This is a genomic window from Escherichia sp. 93.1518 (assembly GCF_013368915.2).
GTDB classification, from domain to species: Bacteria; Pseudomonadota; Gammaproteobacteria; order Enterobacterales; family Enterobacteriaceae; genus Escherichia; species Escherichia ruysiae.
Genome location: NZ_JABWMT020000003.1, coordinates 202,244 through 214,700, shown reverse-complemented (window position 1 = coordinate 214,700; position 12,457 = coordinate 202,244). Strand labels below are relative to the sequence as shown.

11 protein-coding genes are annotated in these 12,457 nt (G+C 49.4%); 8 read left to right on the top strand and 3 right to left on the bottom strand.

Annotated features, from left to right (window positions below; translation table 11 throughout):
* The first annotated feature begins 7 nt into the window (after positions 1 to 7).
* From tauB to tauD, 3 genes are read left to right on the top strand one after another with little or no spacing between them, the layout of a single operon-like run.
* Positions 8 to 775: a taurine ABC transporter ATP-binding subunit gene (tauB, locus tag HEN21_RS03695; protein WP_000939388.1), complete on the top strand. Its 768-nt coding sequence runs from the start codon at positions 8 to 10 to the stop codon at positions 773 to 775.
* Positions 772 to 1,599, top strand: coding sequence for a taurine ABC transporter permease TauC (tauC, locus tag HEN21_RS03690; RefSeq protein WP_000114853.1), 828 nt, complete (start codon positions 772 to 774; stop codon positions 1,597 to 1,599). Before tauB ends, tauC begins: the two co-directional genes overlap by 4 nt.
* Positions 1,596 to 2,447 carry a taurine dioxygenase gene (gene tauD / locus HEN21_RS03685; RefSeq protein WP_107164354.1) on the top strand — a complete coding sequence of 284 codons (852 nt, stop codon included), beginning with the start codon at positions 1,596 to 1,598 and terminating at the stop codon, positions 2,445 to 2,447. The genes tauC and tauD overlap by 4 nt, the downstream gene beginning before the upstream one ends.
* A gap of 40 nt (positions 2,448 to 2,487) precedes the next feature.
* Here tauD and hemB read toward each other — a convergent pair whose 3' ends face one another.
* The gene (hemB, locus tag HEN21_RS03680) at positions 2,488 to 3,462 is read right to left on the bottom strand and encodes a porphobilinogen synthase (protein WP_010352188.1); all 975 of its coding nucleotides are present in this window, start codon (positions 3,460 to 3,462) and stop codon (positions 2,488 to 2,490) included.
* A 526-nt stretch (positions 3,463 to 3,988) separates the two neighbouring features.
* Here hemB and ehaB point away from each other — a divergent pair.
* Both ehaB and iprA read left to right on the top strand, forming a co-directional pair.
* Positions 3,989 to 6,967 (top strand): autotransporter adhesin EhaB, encoded by a 2,979-nt coding sequence (gene ehaB / locus HEN21_RS03675; RefSeq protein WP_000556479.1) that lies wholly within the window; start codon positions 3,989 to 3,991, stop codon positions 6,965 to 6,967.
* 85 nt (positions 6,968 to 7,052) lie between these two features.
* On the top strand, positions 7,053 to 7,676 hold the full coding sequence (gene iprA / locus HEN21_RS03670; protein WP_176251673.1) for a hydrogen peroxide resistance inhibitor IprA: 624 nt from the start codon (positions 7,053 to 7,055) through the stop codon (positions 7,674 to 7,676).
* Here iprA and ampH read toward each other — a convergent pair whose 3' ends face one another.
* Entirely contained in the window at positions 7,677 to 8,834 is a 1,158-nt protein-coding gene (ampH, locus tag HEN21_RS03665) for a D-alanyl-D-alanine-carboxypeptidase/endopeptidase AmpH (RefSeq protein ID WP_000830753.1), read from the bottom strand.
* Positions 8,835 to 9,185: 351 nt separating this feature from the next.
* Between ampH and sbmA the strand changes: the two genes are divergently transcribed.
* Positions 9,186 to 10,406: a peptide antibiotic transporter SbmA gene (sbmA, locus tag HEN21_RS03660; RefSeq protein WP_000477001.1), complete on the top strand. Its 1,221-nt coding sequence runs from the start codon at positions 9,186 to 9,188 to the stop codon at positions 10,404 to 10,406.
* A gap of 12 nt (positions 10,407 to 10,418) precedes the next feature.
* The gene (gene yaiW, locus HEN21_RS03655; RefSeq protein ID WP_000084714.1) at positions 10,419 to 11,513 is read left to right on the top strand and encodes a surface-exposed outer membrane lipoprotein YaiW; all 1,095 of its coding nucleotides are present in this window, start codon (positions 10,419 to 10,421) and stop codon (positions 11,511 to 11,513) included.
* A gap of 57 nt (positions 11,514 to 11,570) precedes the next feature.
* Here the strand turns inward: yaiW and HEN21_RS03650 are convergent, their stop codons facing one another.
* Entirely contained in the window at positions 11,571 to 11,879 is a 309-nt protein-coding gene (locus HEN21_RS03650) for a YaiY family protein (RefSeq protein WP_000763150.1), read from the bottom strand.
* A 259-nt stretch (positions 11,880 to 12,138) separates the two neighbouring features.
* On the opposite strand from HEN21_RS03650, the gene HEN21_RS03645 reads away from it, so the two are divergent.
* The gene (locus HEN21_RS03645; protein WP_016159209.1) at positions 12,139 to 12,351 is read left to right on the top strand and encodes a DUF2754 domain-containing protein; all 213 of its coding nucleotides are present in this window, start codon (positions 12,139 to 12,141) and stop codon (positions 12,349 to 12,351) included.
* The last annotated feature ends 106 nt before the right edge of the window (positions 12,352 to 12,457 follow it).

Below are 12,457 nucleotides of genomic sequence, written 5' to 3'. Positions count from 1 at the left end.
GGCGCAGATGCTGCAAATTTCTCATCTCTATGCCGATTATGGCGGTAAACCGGCGCTGGAAGATATCAACCTGACGCTGGAAAGTGGCGAACTGTTGGTGGTGCTGGGACCGTCTGGCTGCGGCAAAACCACCTTGCTGAATCTGATTGCTGGTTTTGTGCCTTACCAGTACGGCAGCATTCAACTGGCGGGCAAGCGCATTGAGGGGCCGGGTGCAGAGCGCGGGGTGGTTTTTCAGAATGAAGGGCTGCTGCCGTGGCGTAATGTGCAGGATAACGTGGCGTTCGGCCTGCAACTGGCGGGGATGGAGAAAACGCAACGTCTGGAAATCGCTCACCAGATGCTGAAAAAAGTCGGTCTGGAAGGGGCAGAAAAACGCTACATCTGGCAGCTTTCTGGCGGTCAGCGTCAGCGGGTAGGGATTGCCCGTGCGCTGGCGGCTAATCCCCGGATGTTATTACTCGACGAACCGTTTGGCGCGCTGGACGCCTTCACCCGGGACCAGATGCAAATACTGCTGCTGAAACTCTGGCAGGAGACAGGCAAGCAGGTGTTGTTGATTACCCATGATATAGAAGAAGCGGTGTTTATGGCGACCGAACTGGTTCTGCTTTCACCGGGGCCGGGTCGTGTGCTGGAACGTCTGCCGCTCAACTATGCCCGCCGCTTTGTTGCGGGTGAGTCGAGCCGCAGCATCAAGTCCGATCCACAATTCATCGCCATGCGCGAATATGTTTTAAGCCGCGTATTTGAGCAACGAGAGGCGTTCTCATGAGTGTGCTTCTTAACGAAAAACTGCATTCGCATCGGCTGAAATGGCGCTGGCCGCTCTCGCGTCAGGTGACTTTAAGCATTGGCACGTTAGCGGTTTTACTGACTGTATGGTGGGCAGTAGCTGCGCTGCAACTGATTAGCCCGCTGTTTTTGCCGCCGCCGCAACAGGTACTGGCAAAACTGCTCACCATTGCCGGAACGCAAGGATTTATGGACGCCACGCTGTGGCAGCATCTGGCAGCCAGCCTGACGCGCATTTTGCTGGCGCTACTCGCGGCGGTGTTGATCGGTATTCCGGTTGGGATCGCCATGGGGCTAAGCCCGACAGTGCGCGGCATTCTGGATCCGGTAATTGAACTGTATCGCCCGGTGCCGCCGCTGGCCTATTTGCCGCTGATGGTGATCTGGTTTGGTATTGGTGAAACTTCGAAGATCTTACTGATCTATTTAGCGATTTTTGCACCGGTGGCGATGTCGGCGCTGGCGGGGGTGAAAAGCGCGCAGCAGGTTCGCATTCGTGCCGCCCAGTCGCTGGGTGCCAGCCGTGTGCAGGTGCTGTGGTTTGTTATTTTGCCCGGCGCACTGCCGGAAATCCTCACCGGATTACGCATTGGTCTGGGTGTGGGCTGGTCTACGCTGGTGGCGGCGGAGCTGATTGCCGCGACGCGAGGCTTAGGTTTTATGGTTCAGTCAGCGGGTGAGTTTCTCGCAACTGACGTGGTGCTGGCGGGGATCGCGGTGATTGCGATTATCGCCTTTCTTTTAGAACTGGGTCTGCGTGCGTTACAGCGCCGCCTGACGCCCTGGCATGGAGAAGTACAATGAGTGAACGTCTGAGCATTACCCCGCTGGGGCCGTATATCGGCGCACAAATTTCGGGTGCCGACCTGACGCGTCCGTTAAGTGATAATCAGTTTGAACAGCTTTACCATGCGGTGTTGCGCCATCAGGTGGTGTTTCTGCGTGAACAAGCCATTTCGCCACAGCAGCAACGCGCGCTGGCCCAGCGTTTTGGCGCGCTGCATATTCATCCTGTTTACCCTCATGCCGAAGGCGTTGATGAGATTATCGTACTTGATACCCATAACGATAATCCGCCGGATAACGACAACTGGCACACCGATGTGACATTTATTGAGACGCCGCCAGCGGGAGCGATTCTGGCAGCGAAAGAGTTGCCATCAACCGGGGGCGATACGCTATGGACCAGTGGTATTGCGGCGTATGAGGCGCTCTCTGTTCCCTTCCGTCAGCTGTTGAGCGGGCTGCGCGCGGAGCATGATTTCCGTAAATCGTTCCCGGAATACAAATACCGCAAAACAGAGGAGGAACATCAACGCTGGCGCGAGGCGGCAGCGAAAAATCCTCCTTTACTACATCCGGTGGTGCGAACGCATCCGGTGAGCGGTAAACAGGCGCTGTTTGTTAATGAAGGATTTACCACGCGAATTGTCGATGTCAGTGAGAAAGAGAGCGAAGCCTTGCTAGGCTTTTTATTTACTCATATCACCAAACCGGAGTTTCAGGTGCGCTGGCGCTGGCAACCGAATGATGTGGCAATTTGGGATAACCGCGTAACCCAGCACTATGCCAATGCCGATTACCTGCCACAGCGACGGATTATGCATCGGGCAACGATCCTTGGGGATAAACCGTTTTATCGGGCGGGGTGATGGGAAAATGCCGGGTAGGGATAACCCGGCATAATGATCATTAACGCAGAATTTTCTTCTCAGCCAGATCCAGCGCAAAGTAGCTGAAAATCAGATCCGCCCCCGCGCGCTTAATCGAACCTAAGCTTTCGAGCACCACTTTCTCTTCATCTATAGCACCCGCCAGCGCGGCGAACTTAATCATCGCGTACTCACCACTCACCTGATACGCACCAATCGGCAATTCAGTACGTTCACGCAGCTCACGCACGATGTCGAGGTACGCTCCGGCAGGTTTAACCATCAGGCAATCTGCGCCCTGAGTTTCATCCAGCAGCGATTCACGAATCGCCTCACGACGGTTCATTGGGTTCATCTGATAACTTTTGCGGTCACCTTTTAATGCGCTTCCCGCAGCTTCACGAAACGGACCATAAAAGGAGGAAGCGAACTTGGTCGAATACGACATGATCGCCGTATCTTTAAAGCCCGCAGCGTCCAGCGCCTGGCGAATCGCCTGCACCTGACCATCCATTGCGGCGGAAGGTGCGATGAAGTCTGCGCCCGCAGCAGCAGCAACCACCGCTTGTTTGCCTAAATTTTCGAGGGTCGCGTCGTTATCGACGCCGTGCTCGCACAGCACGCCGCAGTGACCGTGAGAAGTGTATTCACAGAAACAGGTGTCTGACATAACGATCATTTCAGGCACGGTCTGCTTGCAAATGCGTGACATACGCGCCACCAGACCATCTTCCCGCCAGGCATCGCTGCCCGTTTCATCGGTATGGTGAGAGATGCCGAAAGTCATTACTGACCGAATACCGGCGTTGGCGATACGTTCGATTTCGCGCGCCAGATGTTTCTCTGGAATACGCATTACGCCCGGCATAGCTTCAACGGCTTTGTAGTCGTCGATTTCTTCTTCAACAAAGATCGGCAACACCAGGTCGTTAAGGCTAAGTGTTGTCTCTTCAAACATAGCGCGCAGCGCAGGAGATTTGCGCAGGCGACGAGGGCGTTGGATTAAGTCTGTCATGGTCTGCCTGATGTTTGTGGAATCGAGGGACATAGTATACCTGAAGCAGAGTGTGGGTGTTTTACGAAAGTTGTCGCGATGTTGACAAGAAGAGAATGAAAGACCGGCCTGGACATCTTTTTAATAGAAATAGCAATATTTTTATATTCACTGAAAATATTTTTAATTTTTATTAATTCTCCCTGATTATTGTTTTTAGTCGTTTGGCTATGCTGTCAAAAATAGGATGGTTAAAAGTTCATTGTTTATAAATACATTATTTGTCTAATTTGCTGGTGTAATATTTGTAGAGTATATGATTTTGAAATTAATGCGGTAATTAACAGATTGAAATGACAGGTTTTTATCTATTTTTGTGATCTGTGCTTACACGTGATTTATATATGTCCGCATTCGGACTTAGGGGAAAGAATAATTGAACCATTCATCTGTAACGCCGCATAATCGTAAACGCGAAACATAATATGTTTTCTATGCATTGATAATTGATGGATCAACTTATTACGTCCCTGAGGAGGGATGACAAATGCACTCCTGGAAAAAGAAACTTGTAGTATCACAATTAGCATTGGCTTGCACTCTGGCTATCACCTCTCAGGCTAATGCAGCGACCAACGATATTTCTGGTCAAACTTACAATACTTTCCATCACTACAACGACGCCACCTATGCTGATGACGTTTACTATGATGGTTATGTAGGCTGGAACAACTATGCCGCTGATAGCTATTACAACGGCGATATCTACCCGGTCATTAATAACGCTACCGTTAATGGCGTGATTTCTACCTACTATCTGGACGATGGTATTTCTACCAATACCAACGCTAATAGTCTGACAATCAAAAACAGCACTATTCACGGTATGATTTATTCCGAGTGCATGACAACTGATTGTGCTGATCGTGCGAATGACTACTACCATGATCGTCTGGCGCTGACTGTTGATAATTCAACGATCGACGACAACTACGAACATTATACTTACAATGGCACCTACAATAATGCCGCTGATACTCATGTTGTAAACGTATATAACATTGGTACAGCTATCACTCTGGATCAGGAAGTTGATCTGTCCATTTCTAATAACTCTCACGTAGCAGGTATTACGCTGACTCAGGGTTATGAGTGGGAAGATATCGACGACAACACTGTCAGCACCGGTGTAAACAGCAGCGAAGTGTTTAATAACACCATCACTGTTAAAGATTCTACCGTGACCTCTGGTTCATGGACTGATGAAGGTACTACTGGCTGGTTTGGTAATACTGGTAATGCAAGTGATTACAATGGTAATGGCTGGATCGCTGACGATATCGCATTAGCAGTTATTGCACATCCTGCTGCTGATAATGCCATGCAGACTACTGCAACATTCGATAATTCCACACTGATGGGCGATGTACTCTTCTCAAGCAACTTTGATGAGAACTTCTTCCCACATGGCCGTGATAGCTATCGTGATGCTGATGGTGACGTAGATACTAACGGTTGGGATGGTACTGATCGTTTGGATCTGACCCTGAACAATGGCAGCAAGTGGGTTGGTGCGGCAATGTCTGCGCACTTAACTGTAGATATCGATGATGATGGTGTGCCAGATACTTACGGTCCTGTTTACAATGAGAACGGGGTTGTTGTTGATACCAGCACAGGCACCGAAGCAACTGCAACTCTGATTGATATTGCTGCAAATAGCCTGTGGCCTTCTTCAACGGTTGGTGTTGATAATACCAATACCCAATATGACGAAAATGGTCATATTGTAGGAAATGAAGTTTATCAGAGCGGTCTGTTCAATGTGACCCTGAACACCGGTTCACAGTGGGATACCACCAAAACTTCTCTGATTGACACCCTGAGCATCAACAGTGGTTCAACTGTTAATGTTGCTGATTCAACGCTGATTTCTGATTCTATCTCTCTGACAGGTCTTTCTGCGCTGAACATCAACGAAGATGGTCATGTTGCAACTGATTCACTGACTGTCGACAACAGTACCGTAACCATTTCTGACGAAGTTTCTGCTGGTTGGGCTGTAGGTGATGCAGCTCTGTATGCGAACACCATCAACGTTACTAACGACGGTATTCTGGATGTCGGTAACACTGCGGCGAATGCTCTTCAGGTTGATACTCTGAACCTGACCAGCACCACTGATACCAGTGGTAACATTCATGCAGGTGTGTTCAACATCGAAAGCAACCGCTTCGTACTTGATGCCGACCTGACCAACGACCGTACCAACGACACTACCAAGTCAAACTACGGTTATGGCTTAATCGCAATGAACTCTGATGGTCACCTGACCATTAACGGTAACGGCGATAACGATAACACTGCTTCTATCGAAGCTGGTCAGAACGAAGTTGATAACAACGGTGACCATGTTGCAGCTGCAACCGGTAACTACAAAGTTCGTATCGACAACGCTACTGGTGCTGGTTCTATCGCTGACTACAACGGCAACGAGCTGATTTACGTTAACGACAAAAATAGCAACGCTACCTTCTCTGCTGCTAACAAAGCTGACCTGGGTGCATACACCTATCAGGCTGAACAGCGCGGTAACACCGTTGTTCTGCAACAGATGGAGCTGACTGACTACGCTAACATGGCGCTGAGCATCCCGTCTGCGAACACCAATATCTGGAACCTGGAACAAGACACCGTTGGTACTCGTTTGACCAACTCTCGTCATGGCCTGGCTGATAACGGCGGCGCATGGGTAAGCTACTTCGGTGGTAACTTCAACGGCGACAACGGCACCATCAACTATGATCAGGATGTTAACGGCATCATGGTCGGTGTTGATACCAAAATTGACGGTAACAACGCTAAGTGGATCGTCGGTGCGGCTGCAGGCTTCGCTAAAGGTGACATGAATGACCGTTCTGGTCAGGTAGATCAAGACAGCCAGACTGCCTACATCTACTCTTCTGCTCACTTCGCGAACAACGTCTTTGTTGATGGTAGCTTGAGCTACTCTCACTTCAACAACGACCTGTCTGCAACCATGAGCAACGGTACTTACGTTGATGGTAGCACCAACTCCGACGCTTGGGGCTTCGGTTTGAAAGCCGGTTACGACTTCAAACTGGGTGATGCTGGTTACGTGACTCCTTACGGCAGCGTTTCTGGTCTGTTCCAGTCTGGTGATGACTACCAGCTGAGCAACGACATGAAAGTTGACGGTCAGTCTTACGACAGCATGCGTTATGAACTGGGTGTAGATGCAGGTTATACCTTCACCTACAGCGAAGATCAGGCTCTGACTCCGTACTTCAAACTGGCTTACGTCTACGACGACTCTAACAACGATAACGATGTGAACGGTGATTCCATCGATAACGGTACTGAAGGGTCTGCGGTACGTGTTGGTCTGGGTACTCAGTTCAGCTTCACCAAGAACTTCAGCGCCTATACCGATGCTAACTACCTCGGTGGTGGTGACGTAGATCAAGACTGGTCCGCGAACGTGGGTGTTAAATATACCTGGTAATATTCTTCACTGCGAAGAAATAGGTAATTTAATCTAAATAATGCCCGTCAAGGATTTGACGGGCATTACTGCAAAGGACGCGCAAATGTTATCTGTAGTTAAACCTCTTCAGGAATTTGGTAAGCTCGATAAATGTTTGTCCAGATACGGCACGCGCTTCGAGTTTAATAATGAAAAGCAAGTTATATTTTCAAGTGACGTTAATAGCGAAGATACATTCGTTATTTTAGAAGGTGTTATCTCTCTGCGTAGAGAAGAAAATGTGCTTATCGATATTACCCAGGCTCCTTTTATTATGGGACTGGCTGATGGTTTAATGAAAAACGATATACCATACAAATTAATATCAGAAGGAAACTGTACGGGATATCATCTGCCTGCCAAACAAACCATTTCTCTTATTGAACAACATCAACTCTGGCGTGACGCTTTTTACTGGTTAGCCTGGCAAAATCGAATTCTGGAATTACGCGATGTTCAGCTCATTGGACATAATTCTTACGAACAAATTCGCGCCACTTTATTATCAATGATTGACTGGAATGACGAATTACGCGCACGTATTGGTGTGATGAATTATATCCATCAACGTACACGCATATCACGTTCCGTCGTCGCAGAAGTTCTCGCGGCTTTGCGCAAAGGCGGTTATATCGAAATGAATAAAGGCAAACTGGTCGCTATCAACCGTTTGCCTTCAGAGTATTAATCAGGACGCGGGGATGACCAGCGGTTTATTCCCGCTCAGTTCGGTTACCAGATCATTGATACCATCGCTCATGTTTTTAAAGCGAGTCAACGGCGAGCGAGTGACGACCACAAAAGCACCAATATTTTTTTGCGGGATCATCGCCATATAGGTAATGAATCCGCCGCCGCCGCCAGTTTTCTGAATAATTCCCGGACGCCCATCTTTCGGCGCCATATATACCCAACCTAAACCGAGCGCATCCGCTCTGCCAGGTACATCCATGCCGATCACTTTCGTAAACTGCGCGCGTTGATAAATCAGCGTCTGCATACGATCCGCCTGGTTGCTGCGCTGATAAAAATCAGACGACAAATACTGCTGCATCCAGCGCATCATATCGCCAGGTGTGGAATAGACACCGCCACTACCAATTGCCGCCAGCGTGTTATTACACGGGCTGGCACCGCGCTCGGCAACCATTAAACGTCGGCACTGATCCGGCGATGGCGTGTAGGTGGTGTCTTTCATCCCCAACGGACGAGTGATTTGCTCTTCAAACAACTGCGTATAAGGCTTGCCAGACGCATTCGCCAGCGCATCCGCCAGCAGATCGAACGCAAGGTTAGAGTATGCAGCCTGGCTGCCGGGTGCGGCTTTTAGCTTCGCCGTAGAAAGGTATTTCCAGCGTTGTTCGCGCGTTGGCCAGACAAACACCGGACGATTTGCTGCTCCGCCAGGCTGTTCACGCGGCAGGGCGCTGGTATGGGTTGCCAGATTCACTAGCGTAATGGGTTTTCCATTGTAGGTCGGTACTCGTGTGCCTGGTGGAGCATATTTACTTAACGGATCGTTTAACTTCACCGTGCCTTGATCGAGCAGCTTAACCAGCATTTCACTGGTCATCAGTTTAGTGAGGGACGCAATTCGCACCACAGAGTCTAATTGTGGGCGAACGTTATTACCGGGACGCGTTTCCCCATAACTGCGAAAGACGCGCTGATTACCGTCAATAACGACCAGTGCCATCCCCGTGGCACCGCTGCCGTAAAAAATATGATCGGCATAGCGATCGACAATATCAGAGGCGAACTCCGGTTCGGTGATCGGCTGCGCCGCATGGACGGAGGTCAATGACGCCGCACACAGCACGGCAGAAAAAAGCAGACTACGTTTCAACGGTGGTGTCCATAAATTAAATGAAGGTAACTGAGCGTATTTATACTACTCATAGATGGATTGCAAAGGGCGAATTAGTGCAATAATAGTGCTAAAAACATAACGGCGCGTAAACACGATCTTTTTCCTGAGCACCAATGCCTGCATTTGTGATCCTGCGCGTGTGAATCTGCTAATGTAAACAATCCTTTGTTTGTGAAATCCGTCGAAACAATTCTTACGGTCAGCATGACGAACTAAGTACCTTGCCATTGGTCACAATGGGCGGTTTCATTTAGCTGGCTCCTTGGAGCAATCATGCGGTTAATGCACAGCAGTTGTTAAAACGATAAGAAGTTAGCAGGAGAGCATATGTTTAAGTCTTTTTTCCCAAAGCCGGGAGCCTTTTTTCTCTCGGCCTTTATTTGGGCACTGATTGCCGTGATCTTCTGGCAAGCCGGTGGTGGTGATTGGGTGGCACGTATTGCCGGAGCTTCTGGGCAGATCCCGATTAGCGCCGCACGTTTCTGGTCGTTAGACTTCCTGGTTTTTTACGCTTACTACATTGTTTGTGTAGGACTTTTTGCGCTGTTCTGGTTTATCTACAGTCCGCATCGTTGGCAATACTGGTCAATACTCGGCACTGCGCTGATTATCTTCGTTACCTGGTTTTTGGTGGAAGTTGGGGTTGCCGTCAACGCCTGGTATGCGCCGTTCTATGACCTGATTCAAACTGCGCTAAGTTCACCGCATAAAGTCACCATCGAACAATTTTATCGCGAAGTGGGCGTCTTTCTGGGAATCGCGCTGATTGCTGTGGTGATCAGTGTGCTGAACAACTTCTTTGTCAGCCATTACGTGTTTCGCTGGCGTACGGCGATGAACGAATACTACATGGCGAACTGGCAACAACTGCGTCATATCGAAGGTGCCGCCCAGCGTGTGCAGGAAGACACTATGCGTTTTGCCTCAACGCTGGAGAATATGGGTGTCAGTTTTATTAACGCTATCATGACGTTAATCGCTTTCTTACCGGTACTGGTGACGCTCTCCGCACATGTACCGGAATTGCCGATTATCGGGCATATTCCATATGGTCTGGTGATTGCTGCCATCGTCTGGTCGTTGATGGGAACCGGATTGCTGGCGGTTGTGGGTATCAAACTGCCGGGGCTGGAGTTTAAAAACCAGCGTGTAGAAGCGGCTTATCGTAAAGAGTTGGTCTACGGTGAAGATGATGCATCGCGCGCGACGCCGCCAACGGTACGTGAGTTGTTCAGCGCCGTGCGGAAAAACTATTTCCGCCTCTATTTTCACTATATGTATTTCAACATCGCCCGCATCCTCTATTTGCAGGTCGATAACGTTTTCGGTTTGTTCCTGCTGTTTCCGTCGATTGTTGCCGGTACGATTACGCTCGGACTGATGACGCAAATTACCAACGTTTTCGGTCAGGTTCGTGGTGCTTTCCAGTATCTGATTAACTCGTGGACTACGCTGGTTGAGCTGATGTCTATCTACAAACGTCTGCGTAGCTTTGAACATGAGCTGGATAGTGACAAAATTCAGGAAGTAACCCATACGTTGAGTTAAAAAGGAGAGGTAATGTCGCAGGTCACTCGTCTTTCTTCGCTTTCATTATTGGTAGTTCTGGTTTTAGCGGGGTGTAGTAGTCAGGCTCCGCAACCGTTGAAAAAGGGCGAAAAAGCGATAGATGTGGCGAGTGTGGTGCGGCAGAAGTTACCCGCCAGCGTGAAAGACCGCGATGCCTGGGCGAAAGATCTTGCCACTACTTTTGAAAGTCAGGGACTGGCACCGACGCTGGAAAACGTCTGCTCGGTGCTGGCAGTGGCGCAGCAGGAGTCAAATTATCAGGCAGATCCGGCTGTTCCGGGCTTAAGCAAAATCGCCTGGCAAGAGATTGACCGTCGCGCCGAACGGATGCACATCCCCGCGTTTTTGGTTCATACCGCGCTAAAAATTAAATCGCCAAACGGCAAAAGTTACAGCGAACGGTTAGATTCCGTGCGTACAGAAAAGCAGTTAAGCGCGATTTTTGATGATCTGATCAGCATGGTGCCGATGGGGCAGACGCTGTTTGGTTCGCTCAACCCGGTGCGCACCGGTGGGCCGATGCAGGTCAGCATTGCTTTTGCCGAACAGCATACCAAAGGTTATCCGTGGAAAATGGACGGAACGGTACGTCAGGAAGTCTTCAGTCGTCGCGGCGGATTGTGGTTCGGTACTTACCATTTACTGAATTATCCAGCCAGTTACAGCGCGCCAATCTTCCGTTTTGCCGATTTTAACGCTGGCTGGTATGCCAGCCGTAACGCCGCATTTCAGAACGCGGTCAGTAAAGCCAGCGGCGTGAAGCTGGCGCTGGATGGTGATTTAATTCGCTATGACAGCAAAGAGCCTGGGAAAACAGAACTGGCAACGCGCAAACTGGCGGGCAAACTGGGAATGAGCGACAGTGAAATCCGCCGACAGTTAGAGAAAGGGGATAGCTTCTCTTTTGAAGAGACGGCGCTGTACAAGAAAGTTTATCAGCTTGCAGAAGCGAAAACGGGAAAATCTCTGCCACGAGAGATGTTGCCTGGCATTCAGCTGGAAAGCCCGAAAATCACCCGTAACCTTACCACCGCATGGTTTGCGAAGCGCGTTGATGAACGACGCGCGCGTTGTATGAAACAGTGACCAATAGAGAACACCAGCCAGATAAAGCGTTTTAGGCCGCATCTGGCAAAGTAAATCTTACTGGCGGCGATGTCGCCAGTGCAGCCATAGCGCCACCACTGCAAAAATGAAGCAGCCAACTAAAAACGGGATCAGCCCGAAAATAGTGCCGACTCCCAGACCAATTTCCACCCGTGGACGGCCTGTCTCTTGCACCTGCATCAAACGCTCGTAAACACCGGGCGCATGTACCAGGAGATTAAGCAATTGCGCCCCAGCCCAAAAGCAAAACAGTACAAACAGCGCATAGGCAATGTTGCCAGGCGTTGAAGAGGCGTTGCGATATTTTCCGCTAAACAGCGATTTTGACAGGGTGAAATCAGCCATAAAAACCTCCGGAAGTCATCTGCTTCTCTTCTGGTGTGATACCAGCGGCTTATGGCAAGTCTGACAGGTCATTTAGATTGTCAATATCAGAATCATGGTAAATTGATGGTGGGAATATTCCCGAAGCGTGAATATTCGCCATGAGTCACAAAACAATAACTTTAAGTTAAATTTTTTAACGATACGGGAAATGCTGTCTACACCACAGACGTATGTTATCGATTATGCGAGGATGTTATTTTTCGTTAACGGAGCCGCCATGAATCTGCCTGTAAAAATCCGCCGTGACTGGCACTATTATGCGTTCGCTATTGGCCTGATTTTCATTCTTAACGGTGTGGTGGGGTTGCTGGGATTTGAAGCAAAAGGCTGGCAAACCTATGCAGTCGGTCTGCTGACGTGGGTGATTAGTTTCTGGCTGGCGGGGATGATTATTCGTCGTCGCGAAGAGGATACTGAAAACGCCCAATAACAGAGGATTGGGCGTTCTGGAGTGCTGACAAAGTGTTCGTTGTTTATGCCGGATGCGCGCGAACGCCTTATCCTGCCTACAAAATGATGCAAAATCAATACATTGC

What these genes read in the sequence shown, in the direction of transcription:
- yaiW (WP_000084714.1), top strand. Translation starts at nt 10,419, where the DNA reads ATGTCGCAGGTCACTCGTCTTTCTTCGCTTTCATTATTGGTAGTTCTG.
- tauB (WP_000939388.1), top strand. Translation starts at nt 8, where the DNA reads ATGCTGCAAATTTCTCATCTCTATGCCGATTATGGCGGTAAACCGGCG.
- ehaB (WP_000556479.1), top strand. Translation starts at nt 3,989, where the DNA reads ATGCACTCCTGGAAAAAGAAACTTGTAGTATCACAATTAGCATTGGCT.
- tauD (WP_107164354.1), top strand. Translation starts at nt 1,596, where the DNA reads ATGAGTGAACGTCTGAGCATTACCCCGCTGGGGCCGTATATCGGCGCA.
- hemB (WP_010352188.1), bottom strand. Translation starts at nt 3,462, where the DNA reads ATGACAGACTTAATCCAACGCCCTCGTCGCCTGCGCAAATCTCCTGCG.
- HEN21_RS03645 (WP_016159209.1), top strand. Translation starts at nt 12,139, where the DNA reads ATGAATCTGCCTGTAAAAATCCGCCGTGACTGGCACTATTATGCGTTC.
- HEN21_RS03650 (WP_000763150.1), bottom strand. Translation starts at nt 11,879, where the DNA reads ATGGCTGATTTCACCCTGTCAAAATCGCTGTTTAGCGGAAAATATCGC.
- tauC (WP_000114853.1), top strand. Translation starts at nt 772, where the DNA reads ATGAGTGTGCTTCTTAACGAAAAACTGCATTCGCATCGGCTGAAATGG.
- iprA (WP_176251673.1), top strand. Translation starts at nt 7,053, where the DNA reads ATGTTATCTGTAGTTAAACCTCTTCAGGAATTTGGTAAGCTCGATAAA.
- sbmA (WP_000477001.1), top strand. Translation starts at nt 9,186, where the DNA reads ATGTTTAAGTCTTTTTTCCCAAAGCCGGGAGCCTTTTTTCTCTCGGCC.